The following is a 21,267-nucleotide window of genomic DNA, read 5'->3' as shown; positions in this document are numbered from 1 at the left end:
GTTCTCAAGGAACGGACGCTTCCTTCGTACTCACCCTCTCGGGCTTTCCTCCGGGCGCTTCCCTTCGGTGTTTCCGACTCTATCAGACCCTTTCGGCTCTGATTCCCGGTCGGCGGGGCCTTTCGACATTCACTACGTTAGCGGATTCCCTCGGGGACTCATAATCGAGTTCGCGAGTTCCTGAATTCAGGCATGCGGGCATGCTGAATCGGCCCTCGCCGAGGGGTGTCGCAGGTAGTGGGTTGGCCGCTTCCGGCTGCTGGCGAATGCCGTACCCGGTTCAAGCGGCTCGGGCTACGTTACGCACCTTCCAAGGACGCGTCAACTTGAGCGGCGCCGGGGCACGTGGGCCCGATAAGGGCTCACGGTCGGGTCGTTGGCGATCCAGTAGCGCCACGGGTGGACACCGCCGTCGCCGGACACGCCCGTGCGCGGACCGTTGCGTACCTGGTCGCCGGGCACGGGGGTGCCGGTGGCCATCCTCAGCGGGGTCTCACCGGGGGCACAGGCGTCCGTGCCGTCGAGGGCTCGGTCCACGTCCAGGGCCGTGGCGAGCCGGGCCGGGCCTTTGGCCAGTTCCTTGTCGTTTCGGGCCGAGAGTCGACGTTTGCGTGCCAGCTCGGCGCCCTCGATGATCTCCCCGGCGCGGAGCAGCACGGCGCTCGCCCTGCCCTCGGGGCCGCAGACGAGGTTCATGCAGTGCCACATGCCGTAGGTGAAGTAGACGTAGACGTGTCCGGGTGGACCGAACATCACCTCGTTGCGGGGGGTGCGGCCGCGATATGCGTGCGAGCCCGGGTCGTTCGGCCCGTCGTACGCCTCGACCTCCGTCAGGCGCACCACGATCGGGCCGTCCGGGGTCGTCCGTACCAGGATGCGACCCAGGAGGTCGGGGGCGACCTCCAGTACAGGACGGTCGAAGAAGCTCCTGGGGAGTGGCGTACGGTCCGGGGGCACGATCATGGCTCTGGAGCGTAGTCCAGTCGAGTGGGTGCCAAGAGGTGGTGGGGGGGCTGCGCCGGTTGCCGGGGTGTGCCGCGGAACCGGCTGGGCCCGGATCGCGTTTGTAGGGATCAAGGGTCCGTACGTAAAGGGAGAGTCATGGCGTTCAAGAGGCTGCTCGCGAGTCTGGGGGCCGGCGGGGCTTCGGTCGAGACGGTGCTCGCCGAGGAGAACGTGGTACCGGGCGGCGTCGTCCAGGGTGAGGTGCGGATCCAGGGCGGATCCGTGAACCAGGAGATCCAGGGACTGAGCGTGGGCCTGCAGGCGCGGGTCGAGGTGGAGAGTGGCGAGGAGGAGTACAAGCAGAACATCGAGTTCACCAAGGTGCGGCTCGGTGGCGCGTTCGAGTTGCAGGCGGGGGCCGTGCACGCGGTGCCGTTCGGGCTGGAGATCCCTTGGGAGACGCCCGTCACGGTGATCGACGGGCAGCCGCTGCGCGGCATGCACATCGGGGTGACGACCGAGCTGGAGATCGCCCGTGCCGTGGATTCCGGCGATCTCGACCCGATCAACGTGCACCCGCTGCCGGCGCAGAAGGCGATCCTGGACGCATTCATCCAGCTGGGCTTCCGCTTCAAGAACGCGGACATGGAGCGCGGTCACATCCGCAACACGCGGCAGCGGCTGCCGTTCTACCAGGAGATCGAGTTCTATCCGCCGTCGCAGTACCACGGGCTGAACCAGGTCGAGTTGAGCTTCGTGGCCGACGAGCAGGCCATGGACGTCGTGCTCGAAATGGACAAGAAGGGCGGACTGTTCAGCGAGGGCAGTGACACCTTCCGGTCCTTCCAGGTGGGCCTGCACGACTTCCACGGGACCGATTGGGCGGCGTACCTCAACCAGTGGCTGTCCGAGGTCGGCAGCAGGCGCAACTGGTTCTAGGCTCGGTTCCCTCTACAGGAAACGGATGCAGGAGGTACCGAGGTGACCGAGCTGAAGCGGCGGCCGCTCCCCCATGATTTCCACCCGCCCGTGCCGTCGTTCACGGTGACGAGCGAGGACATCGAGGAGGGCGCGACGCTCAAGGACGCTCAGGTCTACGCGGCCGGCAACACCTCGCCGCAGCTGCGGTGGGCGGGCTTCCCGCCGAAGACCAAGAGCTTCGCCGTCACGTGCTACGACCCGGACGCGCCGACGGGCAGTGGTTTTTGGCACTGGACCGTGTTCGACATCCCGGCCTCGGTGACCGAGTTGCCGGCGGGCGCGGGCAGCGGCGCGTTCGAGGGTCTGCCCGCGGGCGCGGTGCAGGTCCGCAACGACTACGGGACCAAGGACTTCGGCGGTGCCGCGCCGCCGCCCGGTGACGGGCCGCACCGTTATGTCTTCACGGTGTACGCGGTGGACCAGGAGAAGCTGGGTCCGGACGCCGACGCCTCCCCCGCCGTGGTCGGTTTCAACCTGCGCTTCCACGCGATCGCGCGCGCCCAGCTCATCGGCGAGTACGAGAATCCCGCGGAGGGCTGATCCGGCGCACGGAATCAGCCGAGCGTTCATGGAACGTTTGCCCGCCCCCGGTCTTGGACGTGATCGGGGGCGGGCATTTTTTATTGCGTTGTCCATCTCGGCGCGCCCGTCCAGAGTTGATCCAAGCCCGCCGGGGGGTGGGCGGTGCGCACGGGAGGTGGGCTGGATGCGGGACACGCTGGTGCTGAACGCGAGCTTCGAGCCGCTGTCGACGGTGACGTTGAACCGAGCCGTCGTGCTGGTGCTCCAGGACAAGGCGGTCGTCGAGCAGGCCCACCCCGAACTGCGGATGCGGGGCGCCGATGTGGACATACCCGCGCCTCGGGTGATCAGGCTGTGCAGATACGTACGGGTGCCGTTCCGAAGACAGGCTCCGTGGTCGAGGCGGGGTGTGCTGGTGCGGGACCGGCACCGCTGCGCGTACTGCGGGCGGCGGGCCACGACCGTGGACCATGTGGTGCCGCGATCGCGGGGCGGGCAGGACACCTGGCTGAACACGGTGGCCTCGTGCGCCGAGGACAACCACCGCAAGGCCGACCGGACTCCGCAGGAGGCCGGTATGCGGCTTCTGCGGGAGCCGTTCGAGCCGACGCCGGCCGATGCGATGTTGCTTTCGCTGGGGGCCGAGGAGTTTGGGGCTCTGCCGGACTGGTTGGCTCGGGATGCGGCCTGAGTGGTCGCCGTAGCGGCTGGTGCGGGGGGCGACTGCGGGTTGTTCGTGGCCGCTCGCGCAGTTCCCCGCGCCCCTTCAGGGCGCTGCCGGCACAGTGGGCTTCACATGAGCCGCTGAGCATCTGCCGGGCTCGGGGCGTCTGCCGGCCGCAGGTCGTGCGTGGCTGGTCGCGCAGTTCCCCGCGCCCCTTTGGGGGCGCGGGGGGTGTGGGGGTTAGTCGATTTGGGGCTTTTCGCGGCGTTCTGTGGGCGGGGTGTTGTTCTGCTGGGGTGGGACGGTGTTGCCGTTGCTGCCCGAGCCGCCGCCCAGAGGGCCGAAGTTGCCCATCGCGCCGGACAGGCCCTTGAGGGCGTCGCCGATCTCGCTGGGGACGATCCAGAGCTTGTTGGCGTCGCCTTCGGCGATCTTCGGGAGCATCTGGAGGTACTGGTAGGACAGGAGCTTCTGGTCCGGGTCGCCGGCGTGGATCGCCTCGAAGACCGTGCGGACGGCCTGTGCCTCGCCCTCGGCGCGCAGCGCGGCGGCCTTGGCCTCGCCCTCGGCGCGCAGGATCTGGGACTGCTTCTCGCCTTCGGCGGTGAGGATGGCGGCCTGGCGCGTGCCTTCCGCGGTGAGGATCGCGGCGCGCTTGTCACGGTCGGCGCGCATCTGCTTCTCCATCGAGTCCTGGATGGAGGTGGGCGGTTCGATGGCCTTCAGTTCCACGCGGTTGACGCGGATGCCCCACTTGCCGGTGGCCTCGTCGAGGACCCCGCGCAGGGCCGCGTTGATCTCCTCGCGGGAGGTCAGGGTGCGCTCCAGGTCCATGCCGCCGATGATGTTGCGCAGGGTGGTGACGGTGAGCTGCTCGATGGCCTGGATGTAGCTGGCGACCTCGTAGGTGGCGGCCCGGGCGTCGGTCACCTGGTAGTAGATGACGGTGTCGATGTTGACGACCAGGTTGTCCTGGGTGATCACCGGCTGCGGCGGGAAAGGCACGACCTGTTCACGCAGGTCGATGCGGTTGCGGATGGTGTCGATGAACGGGACGACGATGTTGAGGCCCGCGTTCAGTGTCCGCGTGTAGCGGCCGAAGCGCTCGACGATGGCCGCGCTGGCCTGTGGGATGACTTGGATCGTCTTGATCAGGGCGATGAAGACCAACACCACCAGAATGATCAGGACGATGATGATCGGTCCCATCGTAGTTCCCCGTACCCTTCTCCGCCTCGGCGCTTTCGGAAGATCTTATGTTGTTGAAGATCTTGCTGGTCGAGTCTGGCAGACCGTCGGACAACTCGTGGTCTGTTCCGTGCAGTTGAGTCTCGCGAGGTCAGATGACGATCGCGGTGGCCCCCTCGATGTCCACGACGTCCACTTCCTGACCCGCTTCGTAGGCCCGGCCGGTGTCGAGAGCGCGCGCCGACCAGACCTCTCCGGCGAGCTTGATCCGGCCGCCGGAGGCGTCGACGCGCTCCAGCACGACGGCCTGCTTGCCCTTCAACGCGTCCACACCGGTGGCGAGTTCGGGCCGCTGTCTGCCGTGCCGGTTGGCGATGGGCCGTACGACGGCGACCAGGGCGACCGAGACGATCACGAAGGTGAGCACCTGGACCACCACGTCGAAGCCGAGGCCGGCGAGCACGGCCGCGGCGACGGCGCCCACCGCGAACATGCCGAACTCCGGCATCGCGGTGATGACGAGCGGGATACCGAGCGCCGCCGCGCCGATCAGCCACCACACCCATGCGTCGATGTTGTCCACGTGGTCATGGTAGGGCCCGCGGGTCCGCGTCGGACAGGGCGCGAAGGGAGTCAGGACAGCGGCAGGCCCTGGGCGGTCCAGCGGTCGCCGACCTGCTCGACGACGAGCGGGAGTCCGAAGCAGAGGGAGAGGTTGCGGGAGGTGAGTTCGAGCTCCAGCGGTCCGGCGGCCATGACCTTGCCCTGGCGGATCATGAGGACATGGGTGAAGCCGGGGGCGATCTCCTCGACATGGTGGGTGACCATGATCATGGAGGGGGCGATCGGGTCGCGGGCGAGGCGGCCGAGGCGGCGGACCAGGTCCTCGCGGCCGCCGAGGTCGAGTCCGGCGGCGGGCTCGTCGAGGAGGAGGAGTTCGGGGTCGGTCATCAGGGCGCGGGCGATCAGGGTGCGCTTGCGCTCGCCCTCGGAGAGCGTGCCGAACTTCCGGTCGAGGTATTCGCTCATGCCGAGGCGGTCCAGGAAGGCGCGGGCGCGCTGCTCGTCGACCTCCTCGTAGTCCTCCTGCCAGTGGGCGGTCATGCCGTAGGCCGCGGTGAGCACGGTCTCCAGGACGGTCTGGCGCTTGGGGAGCTTCTCGGTCATGGCGATGCCGGCCACGCCGATGCGCGGGCGCAGTTCGAAGACGTCCGTGCCGGGCCTGCCGAGGGTCTCGCCGAGGATGGTGGCGGTGCCCTTGCTGGGGAAGAGGTAGCTGGAGGCGACGTTGAGCAGAGTGGTCTTGCCGGCGCCGTTGGGGCCGAGGATGACCCAGCGCTCGCCCTCCTTGACCGACCAGGAGACCTGGTCCACCAGAGCCCGGCCCTCGCGGACCACCGATACGTCCTGAAGTTCCAGAACATCGCTCATGAGCGCGTTGTCTCCCCTTGCATTGTGGCCGGTCTCGGCGCAGTCGCGGTCACCAGTGGCTCGGTCCGCCGCGCCGGTGGGCGCAGCCCCTACGAAATCTACGCCACCGGTGCCGCGGTCCATTCCATCGGTCCGGTCCTTAGGGTGGGGGCATGCTCTCGGAACCGCGTTCAGGACGCCTTGCCGCTTGGGGAAATGCCCTTTTGGCCGGACTTGTCTCTCCGGATGACGCCGTGCTCGCCATCGTGGGCGAGGACGCGGTGCACCGGCTGGAAGGGCTGCCGGGTGAGCCGGCGCCGGTCGGTCTCACACTCGGTCTTGGCCGGCTGCGGGCGCTCGGGGTGACGGGGCTGCGGGTGGCGCTGCCGCAGCCCGGGCATCCGCTGGGGCTGAGCGGGCCGCCCGAGTTCAACGCGCGGGCGCTGGAGGCCGAGGAGGCGGTGGTCTGTCACGGCGCCGCGTTCGGGCTGGTGCCCGAGGTGGACGAGGCAGGGCCGGACGGCGATGTGCACGTCGAGGTGGTCTGGCGCTGTCTGCCGGTGCGGGAGGCGCCGCCCGCCGACGTGCCGTCGCTGGGCGAGGCGGAGCGGGAGCTGGCGGAGGCGCTGCGGGAGGCCACGGAGGTGCTGTCGGGGCTGGACCTCGCAGGGTCGGGCCCGGTGGCCGAGGCGGCGATCGACGCCTACCGAGCACGGGCCGAACGGGGGCGGGAGGTGCTGGCGCCGGGGTATCCGCCGCGGGCGGTGCGGGTGCTGGAGCTGGCTCAGCGGGTGGGCCTGTTGGTCTCGCTGGCGTACGAGAACGGGCACGGCGGGGCGGTGAGCGCCTCGGAGATGGCGGCGCGGGGTGCCGCGCTGCGCCCGGTGGAGCGGACGGCACGGCGGGCACAGGTCGCGGCGTACAACTCCGTTGTGGAGGAGCGGGAGCGCGGAGCGCGGTGAGCGGTGCCCTTTGGGGCGTGGGGTGTTGGTGCGGGCGTATCTGGGGGCTGCCGCCCCCAGACCCCCGCTCCGGCCGTGGCTGAACCGAAAGGGCTAGGCTCAGCCGTTGGCGCTCTGGTTGCCGAACGCCGGGTTCAGCAGGCCGACCACGTTGACGCTGAGGCCGGTGGCGTTGACGGGGACGTGGACCGGAGCCTGGACCACGTTGCCGGAGCCGACGCCCGGGGACTGCTCGGCCGCGCCCGCCGCTCCCGAGTCGGCGAAGGCCGCGCCGGCCGAAGCGCCCGCGGCGATACCGGCGACGGTCATGGCTACGGCGGCCTTCTTGGCAATGTTCATTGGAAACGTTCCTCCTGCGTGTGCGTATCCGACCCGGCGTGGGTCGCACGCTGATCAACGTCGATCGGGTCCGGGCGGTACGGAGCCGCGCGGCCGACAGCCCGATCGGACGATTGAAACGACAAACGGACCGGCCTCCCGGGACCTGGGAGGCCGGTGCTCGCTGCCGGCGCGCGGCGCGCCGTCAGCCGTTGAGGCCGAGGTTGCCGAAGGCGGGGTTCAGCAGGCCGATGACGTTCACGCTGTTGCCGGACACGTTCACCGGGATGTGCACCGGGGCCTGGATGACGTTCCCGGAGACGACGCCCGGGGAGTGCTCGGCCTTGCCGACGGCCGACGAGCCGTCGGTGGCGGAGGCCATCCCGGCGCCGGCGGCCACCAGGCCACCGGCCACCATCGTCACGGCCGCTGCCTTCTTCAGGTTCTTCACTTCTAAGCCCTCCTTGGCGATCACCGCGGCAAGTCGCCGCGGCACGCACTGGAGAACGCCGGCGGTGCGCGGAGGGTGCGCCATCCGGGTGACATTCCCACGACGGTATGAATCCCGGTCCGGAGCGGAACCGTCCGTGGTGATGCCCGGTGTGAGGCCTCCCGGTGGGCGTTTCAGCCTGTCACGCCGTGCCGGACGGCCCACAGCGCGGCCTGGGTGCGGTCCGCGAGGTCCAGTTTCATCAGGATGTTCGAGACATGCGTCTTGACCGTCTTCTCGGACAGCACGAGGGCGCGGGCGATCTCCCGGTTGGAGCGGCCGTCGGCTATCAGACCGAGCACCTCGCGCTCCCGTTCGGTGAGCGAACCTCCGCGGCCCTGACCGGAGTTGACCTCCTCCTGGGAGAGCAGCGCGCCGGCCACCTCCGGCTGGAGCAGGATGTGTCCCGCGTGCACGGAGCGGATGGCACCGGCGAGCGCGTCGGGGTCCACGTCCTTGTAGACGTATCCGGCGGCGCCCGCACGCAGGGCCGGGACGACCGTGCGCTGCTCGGTGAAGCTGGTGACGATCAGTATCCGGGCGGGGTTGCCGAGTTCCCGGAGTCTGCGCAGCGCGTCGACGCCGTCCATGCCGGGCATCCTGACGTCCATCAGGACGACGTCGGGGCGCAGTTCCTCGGCGCGGTCGACCCCTTCGGCGCCGTCGGCCGCCTCGCCGACCACCTCGATGTCGTCCTGCACCTCCAGGAAGGTGCGCAGTCCCCGGCGGACGACCTGGTGGTCGTCGACGAGCAGGACTCTGATTGCGTCAGCCACCAGGAACCTCCATCTCGATCGTGGTGCCCTTGCCGGGCGCCGATTCCACCGTCAGCGTGCCGCCGACGCCGCTCGCCCGGTCGCGCATGGAGACCAGGCCGAGATGGCGTCCGGCCCGGTGCACGGAACGCGGGTCGAAGCCGCCGCCGTCGTCGGTGACCCGCAGCACGGCCCCGTAGCCGCGCCGGTTCACGGTCACGTCGACATGGGCGGCTCCGGAGTGCCGCAGGGCGTTGTGCAGGGCTTCCTGGGCGACGCGCAGCAGGGCCTCCTCCTGGGCGGCCGGCAGGGCGCGGAAGCCGGTGCTCGCGAAGGTCACGCGCGCGGTGTGGGCGCGGTCGAGGACCTGGATCTGGGTGCGCAGGGTGGCGAGCAGGCCGTCCTCGTCGAGCGCCGCGGGGCGCAGCTCGACCACGGCGGCGCGCAGTTCGTCGGCCGCCTCCGCGGCGAGCGCGGCCACCTGCTGCAGCTCGCACTTGGCGCGGGCCGGGTCGCGGTCGACGAGGCGGGCCGCCGCCTGGGCGGTCAGGCGCAGTGAGAAGAGCTTCTGGCTGACCGCGTCGTGCAGTTCGTGGGCGAGGCGGGAGCGCTCCTCGGCGATGGTCAGTTCGCGGCTGCGCTCGTAGAGCCGGGCGTTGGTCAGGGCGATCGCGGCGTGCTGGGCGAGGATGGCGAGCAGTTCCTCGTCCTCCTCGGTGAAGCCGCAGCCGCCGGTCCGCCCGGGGGCCGGGCGGTGCCCCTTCGGGTGGCGGCGCTTGTTGGCGAGGAACAGCGCGCCGATGACCTCGTCGCCGTCGCGGATCGGCAGGCCGAGGAAGTCGGACAGCTCGGGGTGGGCGGTGGGCCAGCCCTCGAAGCGCGGGTCCTTGCGGACGTCGGCGAGGCGTACGGGGGCGGCCTCGTGCAGCATCGCGGCCAGGATGCCGTGCTGGCGCGGGAGCGGGCCGATGGCCTTCCACTGGGCGTCGCTGATGCCGGCGACCACGAACTGGGCGAATCCGCCGTGGTCGTCCGGGACGCCGAGGGCGGCGTACTCGGCGTCGAGCAGTTCGCGGGCGGAGGCGACGATCGTCTTGAGGACGTCGCGCACCTCCAGGTGCCTGCTCATGGCCAGCAGCGCGGAGCTGACCGCGGCGAGGCCGGACCGGGGGCCGTGACTCATGTCCTCACGGTACCGGCGGGGTGCGACAGCGTGGATCGGGCCGGTGACCGCCGGAGGGTGGGCCGGTGGGCCTAGGGCCACCGCCGTAGGTCGCGGGCCCCGTACCGGCGGCGTAGGCCGAAGGACCCCGCCGTTGTGCGGCCCGCGTCCGAGGCGGCCGGGTGGGTTGCGTTCCTACGTTGGGGCCACCGCCGAGCCGAGGCGGATGGGACCGAGGGGACGGTTGTCATGCCGGTAGCGATCATCACGGGTGCGTCGAAGGGGCTGGGGCGGGCCCTTGCCGAGGCGCTGGCCGGGCGCGGCTGGGACCTGGTGCTCGACGCGCGGGGCGGTGCGGCCCTGGCGCGGGCGGCGGGAGCGATCGCCGTGCACGGCACGCGCGTGGAGGCCCGGACCGGGGATGTCACCGACGCCGGGCACCGGGCCGACCTTGTGGCCGCCGCGCGTGCGCTCGGCGGCGTCGACCTGCTGGTGAGCAATGCGAGCGCGCTGGGCGCTGAGCCGCTGGTGCGGCTGGCCGAGCTGCCCCTTGACGGGCTGCGCAGGGCGCTGGAGGTGAACGCGGTCGCGGCGCTGGGTCTGGTCCAGGAGGCGCTGCCGCTGCTGCGCGCGTCGGGGGCGGGCACGGTGATCGCGGTCAGTTCGGACGCGGCGGCCGAGCCGTACGGGACATGGGGTGGCTACGGGGCTTCGAAGGCCGCCCTGGACCAGCTCGCGGCGGTGCTGGGCGAGGAGGAGCCGGAGCTGCGGGTGTGGGCGGTGGACCCCGGGGACATGGCGACGGACCTGTACGCGGCGGCCGTACCGGACGACGACGGCCCGCGGCCCGCGCCGGCCAGGGTGGTGCCGGCCTTCCTGTGGCTGCTGGAGAAGCGTCCGGCCAGCGGCCGGTACGACGCGCCGTCACTGCTGGAGGGACGATGAGATCGCCGCGGGTGCCCCCCGAACAGCACGCTCCGGGGCTCGGCCGCAATGTGGGGCTGGTGGGGCTGGGTGGGGGCTGTCTGGGTGCGAGTTCGGCGTTGCGCATCTCATCCTCCCGGAGGAGAGCCCTTACACAGAGCATTGCTACAGCAACTCTGGGTGAGAGTAGCACCGGGTACATGTGACCCCGCACATAGGGCGCAGCTCACGTACGAAGACATATAGGAGATAAATAGGACCGCCACTAGCGGGAAAGACGTTCCAGTCTGTCCCGATTTGCCCCTCGCCGATCCACTATCACAAATCGTACGTCACATCTTTGCCATGGGTTTTTGCGACCGCTAAGAATGGCTGCCGTCGCTCAACGCCGCGGGTTTCCGTCCGCGGCGTCCGTGCGGAGAGGAACCGATCCCCCCGCAGAACGGACGCGACCTCCGCGCTATTCGAAGAGGTCCATCTGCCATGCCCAAGAACATCAACATCCGAGATCTCGGTCGGACGCTGACCAAGCAGCACAAGATCGCGATCACCGGTGTCGGTGCCCTCGGTGCCGCCGCGGTCGCCTTCTCCGCAGTCCCCAGCAGCGCGGAGACGGTCACCTCCGCAACCTCCGTACCCGCCGCCCAGGTGGCCTACAGCAACGACCCGATCCAGGACGTCAAGGGCACCGTCACCGACCAGCTCGCCGCCCAGAACGTCAAGCTGGAGACCATCGCGGCGCAGAAGAAGGCCGCGGCCGAGACCGCGAGGAAGCAGGCCGAGACCGCGGCGAGGAACGCGGCCGTCAAGAAGGCCGCCCAGGAGCGCGCCGCGCAGGAGACCGCGAGCCGGTCCGCGCAGCGCCCCGAGGTCCAACCGGTCGCCGCGAAGACCTACAGCAACAACCTGGACGGCTGGATCCGGGAGTCCCTCGACATCATGAAGGCGAAGGGCATCCCGGGCAGCTACTACGGACTGCACCGCAACATCATGCGGGAGTCCTCCGGCAACCCGAACGCCATCAACAACTGGGACATCAACGCCGTCAACGGCATCCCGTCCAAGGGGCTGCTCCAGGTCATCCCGCCGACGTTCAAGGCGTACCACGTCGCGGGCACGTCCTGGAACATCTACGACCCGGTCGCCAACATCACCGCGGCCGCCAACTACGCGGCCCACCGGTACGGCTCGATCGACAACGTCAACAGCGCGTACTGAGGTAGGCGCGGGCCTCAGTCGTGAACGCCGAAGGGCGGCACCCGGTGACCGGGTGCCGCCCTTGGCCCGTCTCGGCGGCCGAACGCGCCTACTTGCGCATGACCTCCGGCTCGTGGCGGCGCAGGAAGCGGGCCACGAAGAACCCGCAGACCACGCCGAGGGCGATCAGCGCGGCCATGTCCATGCCCCAGGCGCCGACGGTGTGGTCCCACAGCGGGTCGGTGTCCCCGGCCGACTCCGGAGGGCTGATCTTGTTGAAGTCCAGCGTGGCGCCGGCGGCGGCGACGGCCCAGCGCGACGGCATCAGATACGAGAACTCGTTGACGCCGATCGAGCCGTGCAGGGTGAACAGACAGCCCGTGAACACCACCTGGATGATCGCGAACATCACCAGCAGCGGCATGGTCTTCTCGGCCGTCTTCACCAGCGAGGAGATGATCAGGCCGAACATCATCGAGGTGAAGCCGAGCGCCATGATCGGCAGCGACAGTTCGACCAGCGCGGCACCGCCGAGGACCAGGCCCTCCTCGGGGATCTCCCGGCTCGCGAAGCCGATCACGCCGACCAGCAGGCCCTGCAGCACGGTGATCATGCCCAGCACGAACACCTTGGACATCAGATACGCCGAGCGCGACAGGCCGGTGGCGCGCTCCCGCTCGTAGATGACCCGTTCCTTGATCAGCTCGCGGACGGAGTTCGCGGCGCCCGCGAAGCAGGCGCCGACCGCGAGGATCAGCAGGACGGTGGTCGCGGTGCCGTTGGGGACGATCTGGCCGTTGGCGCGCGGCGGGTTGGGCAGCAGGCCCTTGTCCGCGTCGATGAGCAGGCTCACCGCGCCGAGCACGGCCGGCAGGATCACCATCAGGGCGAGGAAGCCCCGGTCGGAGGCGATCACCGAGATGTAGCGGCGCACCAGCGTGCCGAACTGCGACATCCAGCCCTGCGGCTTCGGCGGCTTCATCGCCTGCATCGGCGGCACCTGTACGGACTGCGGCGCGACCGCGTCGATGTCCGCGGCGTACATCTGGTAGTGCTGCGAGCCCTTCCAGCGGCCGGACCAGTCGTAGTCGCGGTAGTTCTCGAAGGCGGAGAAGACATCGGCCCAGGTGTCGTAGCCGAAGAAGTTCAGCGCCTCCTCGGGCGGACCGAAGTAGGCGACCGCGCCGCCCGGGGCCATCACCAGGAGCTTGTCGCACAGGGCCAGTTCGGCGACGGAGTGGGTGACGACGAGGACCGTGCGGCCGTCGTCGGCGAGGCCGCGCAGCAACTGCATCACATCGCGGTCCATGCCCGGGTCGAGGCCGGAGGTCGGCTCGTCGAGGAAGATCAGCGAGGGCTTGGTGAGCAGTTCGAGGGCCACCGAGACGCGCTTGCGCTGGCCGCCGGAGAGGGAGGTGACCTTCTTCTCCTTGTGGATGTCCAGCTTCAGCTCGCGTAGCACCTCGTCGATGCGGGCCTCGCGCTCGGCGGCCGTGGTGTCGGCCGGGAAGCGCAGCTTGGCCGCGTACTTGAGGGCCTTCTTGACGGTCAGTTCCTTGTGCAGGATGTCGTCCTGCGGGACCAGTCCGATGCGCTGGCGCAACTCGGCGAACTGCTTGTACAGGTTGCGGTTGTCGTACAGGACCTCGCCCTGGTTGGCGGGCCGGTAGCCGGTGAGCGCCTTGAGCAGGGTCGACTTGCCCGAGCCGGACGGGCCGATGACCGCGATCAGGGACTTCTCCGGGACGCCGAAGGAGACGTCCTTGAGGATCTGCTTGCCCCCGTCGACCGTGACCGTCAGATGGCGGGCCGAGAAGGAGACCTCACCGGTGTCGACGAACTCTTCCAGGCGGTCGCCGACGATACGGAAGGTGGAGTGGCCGACACCGACGATGTCGTTCGGGCCGAGCAGTGCCGAGCCGCCCTTGGCGATCGGCTGGCCGTTGACGTACGTGCCGTTGTGCGAGCCGAGGTCGCGGATCTCCATGCGGCCGTCGGGCGTCGCGTGGAACTCGGCGTGGTTGCGGGAGACCTGGAGGTCGGAGACGACCAGGTCGTTCTCCAGGGCACGGCCGATGCGCATCACGCGGCCGAGCGCGAACTGGTGGAACGTGGTGGGGCTGCGGTCGCCGTAGACCGGCGGCGCCCCCGCGCCACCACCGGGTCGCTGCTGCTGCGGGATCGACGGCTGCTGGGCCGCCTGCTGCGGCTGCTGCCAGTCCTGCTGCGGCGGCTGCTGGGCCCAGCCGGCCGCCGCGCCCTGGGCCGCGTACGGCTGTTGCTGCGGCTGCGCGGCCACGGCCGCGGCACCGGACAGGTTCACCAGCGGCCCGTCCGTGGCGTTGCCCAGGTGCACGGCCGAGCCGGGGCCGATCTCCACCTGGTGGATCCGCTGGCCCTGCACAAAGGTGCCGTTGGTGCTGCCGTGGTCCTCCATGACCCAACTGCGGCCGTTGAAGCTGACCGTGGCGTGCCGCCAGGAGACCCTGGCGTCGTCGAACACGATGTCTCCCTGCGGATCGCGTCCGAGGGTGTAGTGCCTGGACGGGTCGAGCGTCCAGGTTCTTCCGTTTGATTCCAGTACGAGTTCCGGCACTCCATGCCCCACTGAGTTGTCCCCCGAATTTCCCCCGTCGCAGGGAGTCTAGGGATGTCGAACATCGTGGGGAACTATTCCAGGCCCGCCCCTGTGACCGAAAGTCGGGCCTTGTCACGAGCGCGTACCAGCGCTGCGACGTCTTTCCGTTGACGGGGTTGAAACCGGCGCGGAAAGTGGTAATCCCCCGCGAGGGGGGCATGCGCGGCCGACGGCCGCGCCGCGGATCGGGGGGTCTGCCATGAGCGCTGCCACGCACGTCAGGACCGAGCGGCACGGCGGGCGGCTGCCGTGGGGAGATGTCCTGCTGTCCGCGATCACCGCCGTGAGCTGGGCGTTGATCGGGATGGCGGGAACGGCCGCGCTCGGTCTGCATCTGCTGCGAGCCGACTCGGCCGGCTCACTGGGGCCGATGACGGCGGCGGTTGTGGCGCTCGGGGCGGGTGGTTCCCTCTCGCCGTCCGGAGATCTGTCCGCTTTCGGACTGAAAGGCGCTCAGACGCATACGGCCGTCGAGATCACGCCACTCGGCGTGAGTCTCGTGGGCGCCCTGCTGTTGTCGTGGTTCTTCCTACGGTCCCTGCGCGCGGCCGGCGTTGTGATCGCCCCGTCGGAACTCCTCGCGCGCGCGGGGGCGGTGGTCGCGCTGTTCGTGGCGATGCTGGGCGGGCTCGCCTGGGCCGGGCACGACGTCGTCACGATCGACGGCGGTGCGCTCGGGCTCGACCGGCTGCCCGGCACGGGCGGGGGCGTCGGCGGCGGTCCCGGCGTCCCCGGGCTCGGTGACCTCGGAGACATCGGCGGGCTGCTGCCCGACCGGCTCGGCGACCTCATCGACGCGAAGGCGGCGGTCGGCTTCACCGTGGACACCGCGCCCACCCTGCTCGGCGGGCTGGGCTGGTCAGCGGGTGTGCTGCTGATCGCGCTGCTCGCCTCGCGCCGCACTCCCCTGCCGCGCGGCTTCGACGCCGTGCGCCGGGTGGTCCGGCCGGCGGTCTCGGCCCTCGTCGGCGTGCTGGTCGTGGCCGTCGTGGCGGGGCTCGCGGCGGCGGCGTACGCGGCGATCGGCGACGAGCACCCCCGGCGCATCGCGGGCGCGGCCCTGCTCGGCGCGCCCAACGGGGTGTGGCTGGGCGTCCCCCTCGGTCTGCTCGTGCCCTTCGACGGCAGGGCCACCGGCGCCCTGACCGCCCTGCTGCCCGACCCGCTGGACCGGCTCCTCGCCGGGAGGCCCGACCGGCCCGTGACGCTGGCGCGGCTGGCCGAGCTGGACGGCAGGGTGTGGCTGCTCGGGGCGGCGGCGGCCCTCATGATGCTGTCGGCGGGAGTACTGACCGCGGTACGGACTCCGGTGGGGACGAGCGACGACCGGGAAACGGGGGGCTCCGGGGCGGCGGGCTCCGGGACGGGGGGCTCCGGGGCGGCGGGCTCCAGGGCGACGGGCTCCGGGGCGGCGGGCTCCGGGACGGGGGGCTCCGGGGCGGCGGGCTCCAGGGCGACGGGCTCCGGGACGGGGGGCTCCAGGGCGGCTGGCTCCGGGACGGCCGGATCCAGGACGGGGGCGGGCTCCGGGACGGGGGGCTCCCTGGCGGCTGGCTCCGGGACAGCAGACTCCGGGGCGGCGGGTGGAGTGGGGTTGTCGGGCGCGGGCGGTGTGGGTCCGCGCGGTTCTGGGGTCCTCGGGTTCGCGGGGCGCTGTGCGCTGCGGCTGGGGGCCGTGACCGCGCTGGCGCTGCCCCTGCTCGCCTGGCTGGCCGACGTCTCCGTGGACGCCTCGCTGTCCGTGCTGGGCCTCGACGCGCTGGGCGCCGGGGTCGAACTGCACGGGCATCTTGCTGCGGCGCTGCTCCTCGGGGCCGCCTGGGGTGCCGGGGCGGGAGCCGCGGGCGCGGTGCTCGCCTGGGTGTCCGGGGCCGCGGGCCGGCAGGCGGCACCGTTGGCCCTGGGCGACCCGGCGGGCGGTACCGGCCGGCCGACGACGTACGGGCATCTCGGCGACGTCGGGGGCAGCGGACCGTACACGCCTCGGGTGCCGTACCGACCGCCCAACCCCGGGACGAACCCCTATCTCCGGCTGCCGGACGAGCTGCGGGGCGCCGGGGGCTCCGGGCCGCGCGAGGCCGAGCAGCCGCGGCCACCCGCCGGCCCGCCGCCGCCCGGCGATGTGTACGACGCCACCACCCTGGCCCGGCCACTGGCCCCGCCGCCGCGACCCCGGCACCGCCCCGAACCGCGCACCGGGGACCGACCCCCCGACCACCCCGACGACGGCCCCCCACCACCGCCTGCGGCGCCACCGGGGCGACCAGACGGAAGACACTGAGCCATGCCACACGGGCCGACGGCCGGTTCACGGGGAGAGGTCTCGCGGCGGCACCCGATATCGCCCCCACCACACCCCCACCCGCGGCGCCACCAGGACGGCCGGACGCAGGGCACTGAGCCATGCCGCACCGGACGACGGACGGTCGCCGACAGAGGGCTCGTGGCGGCACCCGGCGACCCCGCCATCACCCCCACCCGCAGCGCCACCGGGGGCGGCCAGACGCAAGGCACTGGGCCGTGCCGCACCGGGCGACAGACGGTCGCCGGCAGGGGGCTCGTGGCGGCACGCGGTGACCGCGGCGGTGCTGTCGGGCGAGGGCGCCGTAGGGGCCGGGGTGGCATGCGGCGCGGGCGCGAGGGCATGGGCGTGCGGCGGGCCGTGCGGCGGCGCGGACGGACCGTACGACGGCGCTGGTCAGTCGCCCGGGCCCGGCCGTCGGCGCCACGGTCGTGGCTCTGCCGCAAGGCGTCGGACACCGACCCGACACCTATTGTTCCGTGTCCGCCAGGCGGACCTCGGGGGCGTAGGGCACTGGGTGCCGGATACGGTGGATGCACCATGAGCGCTTCGCAGACTTCCGAGGTCCCCACCCTCCTCGTCAAGATCTTCGGCAAGGACAGGCCGGGCATCACGGCCGGCCTCTTCGACACCCTTGCCGCCTTCTCCGTCGACGTGGTCGACATCGAACAGGTCGTCACCCGCGGCCGACTGGTGCTCTGCGCGCTCGTGACCCAGCCGACCGCCGGTCTTGAGGGTGATCTGCGGGCCACGGTGCACAGCTGGGCCGACGCGATGAAGATGCAGGCGGAGATCATCTCCGGACACGGCGACAACCGTCCGCGCGGACTCGGCCGCTCCCTGGTCACCGTCCTCGGCCATCCGCTCACCGCCGAGTCGACGGCCGCCGTCGCCGCCCGGATCGCGAAGGTCGGCGGCAACATCGACCGGATCTTCCGCCTCGCCAAGTACCCGGTGACCGCAGTCGAGTTCGCGGTGTCCGGCGTGGAGACCGAGCCGCTGCGCACCTCCCTGGTGGCCGACGCAGCGGCACTCGGCGTCGACATAGCGGTCGTCGCCGCGGGCCTGCACCGGCGGGCGCAGCGGCTGGTCGTCATGGACGTCGACTCGACCCTCATCCAGGACGAGGTGATCGAACTCTTCGCCGCGCACGCCGGCTGCGAGGAGCAGGTCGCCGAGGTGACCGCCGCCGCCATGCGCGGGGAACTGGACTTCGAGCAGTCGCTGCACGCGCGCGTGGCGCTGCTCGCGGGGCTGGACGCCTCGGTCGTGCACAAGGTGCGCGGTGAGGTGCGGCTGACGCCGGGCGCGCGCACGTTGATCCGCACGCTGAAACGACTCGGCTACCAAGTCGGCGTGGTCTCCGGCGGGTTCACCCAGGTCACCGACGATCTCAAGGAGCGGCTGGGACTGGACTTCGCCCACGCCAACACCCTGGAGATCGTCGACGGGAAGCTGACGGGCCGGGTCATAGGGGACGTCGTCGACCGCGCGGGCAAGGCACGGCTGCTGCGCCGGTTCGCCGCCGAGGCCGGCGTCCCGCTCGCCCAGACGGTGGCGATCGGCGACGGCGCCAACGACCTGGACATGCTGAACGCGGCCGGTCTGGGCGTCGCCTTCAACGCCAAGCCGGTGGTCCGCGAGGCCGCGCACACCGCGGTGAACGTGCCCTTCCTGGACACGGTGCTGTACCTGCTGGGCATCACCCGCGAAGAGGTCGAGGCGGCGGACGCCCACGACGAGGACTGAGCGGCCGGGACGCCCCTGCCCCGGGGCCCGGCACCGCCGCGGCACCGGGCCCCGTCGGGGTCGTAGCGGCCGTACGGGTCGTACGGTCCTGCGCGTCTCGTAAGGGTCGTACGGGGGTCAGTCGGACGGCGCCCAGTAGTCCGCGAGCGCCGCGGTGCCCGGCTCCAGGCCCTTCCACGAGCCGTCGAAGGTCAGCATGGCGAAGGCCGCGGCGGGGAAGCCACGGTGTTTCATCCGCTCGCCCGCGTCGCCGTCGGCGGAACCGGAAAGGATCTCGGCCAGGCCGTGCACGCCCGGGTTGTGGCCGACCAGGACCAGGTTCCGGGCGTCGTCGGGCACCTCGTTGAGCACGGCGATGATCTCGCCGGGCGAGGCCTCGTAGAGCCGCTCCTCGTAGACGGTCTTCGGCCGGTGCGGCAGCTCCTGCACGGCGAGCTTCCAGGTCTCGCGGGTCCGCACCGCGGTGGAGCACAGGGCCAGGTCGAAGGAGATGCCGCTGTCGGCCAGTCTGCGGCCGGCCACTGCCGCGTCCATGCGGCCCCGCTCGGCGAGCGGCCGCTCATGGTCGGTCACCTGTGGCCAGTCGGCTTTCGCATGCCGGAAGAGGACGATCCTGCGGGGTTCTGCGACGCTCATGAGATCCAGCTTCGCATGAAACAGGCCATGGGGCGCAGGGAGTTGACACCCGACCGGACCGGACCGGCCGACCCCGGGGTCATCGGGTCAGCAGCTGCTGTACGCGTTCGAGGAACTGGGCGATGGCCGGCTGGTCCGTGGCCGCCTGGGCGTCCGAGGGGTTGAGGAGCAGCACCAGCAGGGAGACGAAGGCGAGCACGGGCAGGGCCAGCGCCCACCAGGGCAGCCGAATGTCGACGCCACCCGTGGTCGCCGGGTGGGGCCGGGTGTGCGTACGGGCCGACATGATCGCCTCCGCTGGTCTCCGAGTGGTCGGTGACCGCCTGTCGCGGTCACCTCTCGAAGGTAGGGAATCCGCGGGCGCCGGCCCATCCGGTGATCCACCCAGTTCACCCTGACACTCACCCCCTAGGGGATGGTGGGGCTGGCCCCACCATCGGCTGCGGTGGTGGGGTCAGGGGGACGCGAGGGTCGCGATGATGGCGATGAGTACGAAGATGGCGAAGAACGAGCCGAAGACGATCAGCATCTTCTTCTGGCCGTTCTGGGGGTTCGGATCGAGCACGGGCATGCGCCCCAGTCTCGCACCCCGCACCCACGCCCAACCCGCCGGGGCCGGAGAAACCACCCCGCCGGCTCGCACCCCGACACCCCGGACCAGGGGCCGACAGCGACACGGGCGGGCCCTGACCGTCGGTGAGGCGGGCGGGCAGGAAGGCGGGGCCCAGGGCCGGACGGGCGACGGCCCGGTCCGGGGCCCTCCCGGGTTCGAGTCGGGCCGGGGGCCGCGGTGGGGTGGCTCGCGGCCGTCGGTCAGTCGGCCGGCGGGCGGGTTCCGAGGTCCGGCGCCGGGCCCGGTGGGACCCTGTCCGTTTCGGCGGGCCGGGGACCCCAGCCGTCCCGACAGGCCGGGTGGGACACCAGCCGTCAGTCGGCCGGGTGGGACACCAGCCGTCGGCCGGCCGGGTGGGACCCCAGCCGTCTCGGCAGGCCGGATGGGACACCAGCCGTTTCGGTCGGCCGGGGTGTCAGCGGAGGGCTTCGTCTTCGATTGTCCGGTCGCGGCCCGCCAGTATGCCCACCGCTATCTGCGGGACCATGAGGCCGGCCATGAGGGCGATGGGCAGGCCCCAGCCGCCGCTGTGCTGGTAGAGCACCCCGACCAGCAGCGGCCCGGGGATGGAGATCAGATAGCCGGTGCTCTGCGCGAACGCGGAGAGCTGGGCGACACCCGCGCCGGTCCTGGCCCGCATGCCGACCATGGTGAGCGCCAGCGGGAAGGCGCAGTTGGCGATGCCGATCAGCAGCGCCCACGCCCAGGCACCGCCGGCCGGGGCCAGATAAAGGCCCGCGTAGCCGGCCAGGCCGCAGATGCCGAGCGCCACCACGATCGGCCCCTGGTGGGGCAGCCGGGTGGCCAGGCGCGGGATCACGAAGGCCAGCGGTACGCCCATGACCATGGTGACGGCGAGCAGCAGTCCCGCCGTGCCCGCGGAGACGCCCGCGTCGCGGAAGATCTGCGCCATCCAGCCCATGGTGATGTAGGCGGCGGTGGCCTGGAGCCCGAAGAAGACGGCGAGTGCCCAGGCCGTACGGCTGCGGGTGATCCGCAGCGGAGCCGCGGCGGGCTGCCGGCCCGCAGCGGGCGCGGCCGCCGGCGCGGGGGCGCCCCGCGGGTCCCGGACCAGTGGCAGCCACGGCAGGACCGCCGCCGCGGCGAGCGCGGCCCACACGCCGAGGCCGACGCGCCAACTGCCGCCGAGCGCATCGGTCATGGGCACGGTGATCGCGGCGGCCAGCGAGGTGCCGAGGGCGAGGGCCATCGAGTACAGGCCGGTCATGGAGCCCACCCGGTCCGGGAACCAGCGCTTGACGATGACCGGCATGAGGACGTTGCTGACCGCGATGCCCATGAGCGCGAGGGCGCTGGCGGCCAGGAATCCGGCGGTGCCCCCGACGTACGGGCGGATGACCAGGCCCGCGGTGATCGCGGCCATGCCGGCGCACACCACCGCGCCGGGCCCGAAGCGGCGGGCGAGCCGCGGCGCCATGACGCCGAAGACGGCGAAGCAGAGCGGGGGTACGGAGGTGAGCAGCCCGGCCACGCTGCCGCTCATGCCGAGGCCGTCGCGGACCTCCTCCAGGAGGGCGCCGAGGCTGGTGATGGCGGGGCGGAGGTTCAGCGCGGCGAGCACGATGCCGACGATGACCAGACGCGTCGCCCACGCGCGCGTGGGGCCGGCCTCGGCGGTCGGGGTGCCGTGCGTCCCGCCGGACGCGTCGTGCTCGGCTTCGGTGGTGGCGGTGGTGGGCGACGGGTCCGTGGACCGCGTCGCCGTGTCTGTCATGCGGGTTTCCTCACGTGCCATGAGAGACATCATAGAATCATGGGATGATTGGTTGTCCATTCCCGGGTCGCCACCA

21 protein-coding genes are annotated in these 21,267 nt (G+C 71.4%); 8 read left to right on the top strand and 13 right to left on the bottom strand.

Annotated elements, in window-relative coordinates; translation table 11 throughout:
* Nucleotides 1–321 precede the first annotated feature (321 nt).
* Nucleotides 322–963, bottom strand: coding sequence for a DNA-3-methyladenine glycosylase (locus ACFYTE_RS31425; RefSeq protein WP_388717821.1), 642 nt, complete (start codon nucleotides 961–963; stop codon nucleotides 322–324).
* A gap of 138 nt (nucleotides 964–1,101) precedes the next feature.
* Here ACFYTE_RS31425 and ACFYTE_RS31420 point away from each other — a divergent pair, with 138 nt between their 5' ends.
* From ACFYTE_RS31420 to ACFYTE_RS31410, 3 genes are all read left to right on the top strand, one after another.
* A complete protein-coding gene (locus tag ACFYTE_RS31420) occupies nucleotides 1,102–1,884 on the top strand; it encodes a sporulation protein (RefSeq protein WP_388717818.1) in 783 nt (260 codons plus the stop codon).
* A gap of 42 nt (nucleotides 1,885–1,926) precedes the next feature.
* Nucleotides 1,927–2,466, top strand: coding sequence for a YbhB/YbcL family Raf kinase inhibitor-like protein (locus ACFYTE_RS31415; protein WP_388717815.1), 540 nt, complete (start codon nucleotides 1,927–1,929; stop codon nucleotides 2,464–2,466).
* A 166-nt stretch (nucleotides 2,467–2,632) separates the two neighbouring features.
* Nucleotides 2,633–3,139: an HNH endonuclease gene (locus tag ACFYTE_RS31410; RefSeq protein ID WP_388717814.1), complete on the top strand. Its 507-nt coding sequence runs from the start codon at nucleotides 2,633–2,635 to the stop codon at nucleotides 3,137–3,139.
* A gap of 213 nt (nucleotides 3,140–3,352) precedes the next feature.
* On the opposite strand, the gene ACFYTE_RS31405 is transcribed toward ACFYTE_RS31410, so the two are convergent.
* From ACFYTE_RS31405 to ACFYTE_RS31395, 3 genes are all read right to left on the bottom strand, one after another.
* On the bottom strand, nucleotides 3,353–4,321 hold the full coding sequence (locus ACFYTE_RS31405; protein WP_388717811.1) for an SPFH domain-containing protein: 969 nt from the start codon (nucleotides 4,319–4,321) through the stop codon (nucleotides 3,353–3,355).
* Between the two features lie 130 nt (nucleotides 4,322–4,451).
* A complete protein-coding gene (locus tag ACFYTE_RS31400) occupies nucleotides 4,452–4,883 on the bottom strand; it encodes an NfeD family protein (RefSeq protein ID WP_388717808.1) in 432 nt (143 codons plus the stop codon).
* 50 nt (nucleotides 4,884–4,933) lie between these two features.
* Nucleotides 4,934–5,731 (bottom strand): ABC transporter ATP-binding protein, encoded by a 798-nt coding sequence (locus tag ACFYTE_RS31395; protein WP_388717805.1) that lies wholly within the window; start codon nucleotides 5,729–5,731, stop codon nucleotides 4,934–4,936.
* Nucleotides 5,732–5,883: 152 nt separating this feature from the next.
* Here ACFYTE_RS31395 and ACFYTE_RS31390 point away from each other — a divergent pair, with 152 nt between their 5' ends.
* Nucleotides 5,884–6,672, top strand: coding sequence for a hypothetical protein (locus tag ACFYTE_RS31390; RefSeq protein ID WP_388717802.1), 789 nt, complete (start codon nucleotides 5,884–5,886; stop codon nucleotides 6,670–6,672).
* A gap of 99 nt (nucleotides 6,673–6,771) precedes the next feature.
* On the opposite strand, the gene ACFYTE_RS31385 is transcribed toward ACFYTE_RS31390, so the two are convergent.
* The 4 genes from ACFYTE_RS31385 to ACFYTE_RS31370 form a co-directional block, all read right to left on the bottom strand.
* A complete protein-coding gene (locus tag ACFYTE_RS31385) occupies nucleotides 6,772–7,011 on the bottom strand; it encodes a chaplin (protein ID WP_388717799.1) in 240 nt (79 codons plus the stop codon).
* A 184-nt stretch (nucleotides 7,012–7,195) separates the two neighbouring features.
* On the bottom strand, nucleotides 7,196–7,441 hold the full coding sequence (locus tag ACFYTE_RS31380) for a chaplin (protein WP_388717845.1): 246 nt from the start codon (nucleotides 7,439–7,441) through the stop codon (nucleotides 7,196–7,198).
* Nucleotides 7,442–7,614: 173 nt separating this feature from the next.
* Nucleotides 7,615–8,256 (bottom strand): response regulator, encoded by a 642-nt coding sequence (locus ACFYTE_RS31375; RefSeq protein ID WP_388717797.1) that lies wholly within the window; start codon nucleotides 8,254–8,256, stop codon nucleotides 7,615–7,617.
* Nucleotides 8,249–9,418 carry a GAF domain-containing protein gene (locus tag ACFYTE_RS31370; protein ID WP_388717793.1) on the bottom strand — a complete coding sequence of 390 codons (1,170 nt, stop codon included), beginning with the start codon at nucleotides 9,416–9,418 and terminating at the stop codon, nucleotides 8,249–8,251. Before ACFYTE_RS31370 ends, ACFYTE_RS31375 begins: the two co-directional genes overlap by 8 nt.
* A 228-nt stretch (nucleotides 9,419–9,646) precedes the next feature.
* Between ACFYTE_RS31370 and ACFYTE_RS31365 the strand changes: the two genes are divergently transcribed.
* Entirely contained in the window at nucleotides 9,647–10,342 is a 696-nt protein-coding gene (locus ACFYTE_RS31365) for an SDR family NAD(P)-dependent oxidoreductase (protein WP_388717790.1), read from the top strand.
* Between the two features lie 462 nt (nucleotides 10,343–10,804).
* Nucleotides 10,805–11,539 (top strand): transglycosylase SLT domain-containing protein, encoded by a 735-nt coding sequence (locus ACFYTE_RS31360; protein WP_388717787.1) that lies wholly within the window; start codon nucleotides 10,805–10,807, stop codon nucleotides 11,537–11,539.
* Between the two features lie 88 nt (nucleotides 11,540–11,627).
* Here the strand turns inward: ACFYTE_RS31360 and ACFYTE_RS31355 are convergent, their stop codons facing one another.
* Nucleotides 11,628–14,114 (bottom strand): FHA domain-containing protein, encoded by a 2,487-nt coding sequence (locus ACFYTE_RS31355; protein ID WP_388717842.1) that lies wholly within the window; start codon nucleotides 14,112–14,114, stop codon nucleotides 11,628–11,630.
* A gap of 241 nt (nucleotides 14,115–14,355) precedes the next feature.
* Between ACFYTE_RS31355 and ACFYTE_RS31350 the strand changes: the two genes are divergently transcribed.
* Nucleotides 14,356–16,437, top strand: coding sequence for a streptophobe family protein (locus tag ACFYTE_RS31350; RefSeq protein ID WP_388717785.1), 2,082 nt, complete (start codon nucleotides 14,356–14,358; stop codon nucleotides 16,435–16,437).
* Between the two features lie 561 nt (nucleotides 16,438–16,998).
* A complete protein-coding gene (gene serB / locus ACFYTE_RS31345; protein ID WP_388717782.1) occupies nucleotides 16,999–18,207 on the top strand; it encodes a phosphoserine phosphatase SerB in 1,209 nt (402 codons plus the stop codon).
* A 117-nt stretch (nucleotides 18,208–18,324) separates the two neighbouring features.
* On the opposite strand, the gene ACFYTE_RS31340 is transcribed toward serB, so the two are convergent.
* The 4 genes from ACFYTE_RS31340 to ACFYTE_RS31325 form a co-directional block, all read right to left on the bottom strand.
* Entirely contained in the window at nucleotides 18,325–18,843 is a 519-nt protein-coding gene (locus ACFYTE_RS31340; protein WP_388717779.1) for a SixA phosphatase family protein, read from the bottom strand.
* A 79-nt stretch (nucleotides 18,844–18,922) separates the two neighbouring features.
* Nucleotides 18,923–19,129 (bottom strand): hypothetical protein, encoded by a 207-nt coding sequence (locus ACFYTE_RS31335; protein ID WP_388717777.1) that lies wholly within the window; start codon nucleotides 19,127–19,129, stop codon nucleotides 18,923–18,925.
* A 168-nt stretch (nucleotides 19,130–19,297) separates the two neighbouring features.
* Nucleotides 19,298–19,414, bottom strand: a complete 117-nt coding sequence (locus tag ACFYTE_RS31330; protein ID WP_388717775.1) for an SGM_5486 family transporter-associated protein — start codon at nucleotides 19,412–19,414, stop codon at nucleotides 19,298–19,300.
* Between the two features lie 457 nt (nucleotides 19,415–19,871).
* Entirely contained in the window at nucleotides 19,872–21,224 is a 1,353-nt protein-coding gene (locus ACFYTE_RS31325) for a CynX/NimT family MFS transporter (protein WP_388717773.1), read from the bottom strand.
* Nucleotides 21,225–21,267 lie beyond the last annotated feature (43 nt).

It is taken from the genome of Streptomyces sp. NPDC004629 (assembly GCF_042873595.1).
GTDB lineage: Bacteria > Actinomycetota > Actinomycetes > Streptomycetales > Streptomycetaceae > Streptomyces.
This window is presented reverse-complemented; position numbering and strand designations above follow the sequence as displayed.

What these genes read in the sequence shown, in the direction of transcription:
- ACFYTE_RS31405 (WP_388717811.1), bottom strand. Translation starts at nt 4,321, where the DNA reads ATGGGACCGATCATCATCGTCCTGATCATTCTGGTGGTGTTGGTCTTC.
- ACFYTE_RS31395 (WP_388717805.1), bottom strand. Translation starts at nt 5,731, where the DNA reads ATGAGCGATGTTCTGGAACTTCAGGACGTATCGGTGGTCCGCGAGGGC.
- ACFYTE_RS31330 (WP_388717775.1), bottom strand. Translation starts at nt 19,414, where the DNA reads ATGCCCGTGCTCGATCCGAACCCCCAGAACGGCCAGAAGAAGATGCTG.
- ACFYTE_RS31420 (WP_388717818.1), top strand. Translation starts at nt 1,102, where the DNA reads ATGGCGTTCAAGAGGCTGCTCGCGAGTCTGGGGGCCGGCGGGGCTTCG.
- ACFYTE_RS31360 (WP_388717787.1), top strand. Translation starts at nt 10,805, where the DNA reads ATGCCCAAGAACATCAACATCCGAGATCTCGGTCGGACGCTGACCAAG.
- ACFYTE_RS31365 (WP_388717790.1), top strand. Translation starts at nt 9,647, where the DNA reads ATGCCGGTAGCGATCATCACGGGTGCGTCGAAGGGGCTGGGGCGGGCC.
- ACFYTE_RS31340 (WP_388717779.1), bottom strand. Translation starts at nt 18,843, where the DNA reads ATGAGCGTCGCAGAACCCCGCAGGATCGTCCTCTTCCGGCATGCGAAA.
- ACFYTE_RS31385 (WP_388717799.1), bottom strand. Translation starts at nt 7,011, where the DNA reads ATGAACATTGCCAAGAAGGCCGCCGTAGCCATGACCGTCGCCGGTATC.
- ACFYTE_RS31410 (WP_388717814.1), top strand. Translation starts at nt 2,633, where the DNA reads ATGCGGGACACGCTGGTGCTGAACGCGAGCTTCGAGCCGCTGTCGACG.
- ACFYTE_RS31350 (WP_388717785.1), top strand. Translation starts at nt 14,356, where the DNA reads ATGAGCGCTGCCACGCACGTCAGGACCGAGCGGCACGGCGGGCGGCTG.
- serB (WP_388717782.1), top strand. Translation starts at nt 16,999, where the DNA reads ATGAGCGCTTCGCAGACTTCCGAGGTCCCCACCCTCCTCGTCAAGATC.
- ACFYTE_RS31370 (WP_388717793.1), bottom strand. Translation starts at nt 9,418, where the DNA reads ATGAGTCACGGCCCCCGGTCCGGCCTCGCCGCGGTCAGCTCCGCGCTG.
- ACFYTE_RS31325 (WP_388717773.1), bottom strand. Translation starts at nt 21,224, where the DNA reads ATGATGTCTCTCATGGCACGTGAGGAAACCCGCATGACAGACACGGCG.
- ACFYTE_RS31390 (WP_388717802.1), top strand. Translation starts at nt 5,884, where the DNA reads ATGCTCTCGGAACCGCGTTCAGGACGCCTTGCCGCTTGGGGAAATGCC.
- ACFYTE_RS31425 (WP_388717821.1), bottom strand. Translation starts at nt 963, where the DNA reads ATGATCGTGCCCCCGGACCGTACGCCACTCCCCAGGAGCTTCTTCGAC.
- ACFYTE_RS31335 (WP_388717777.1), bottom strand. Translation starts at nt 19,129, where the DNA reads ATGTCGGCCCGTACGCACACCCGGCCCCACCCGGCGACCACGGGTGGC.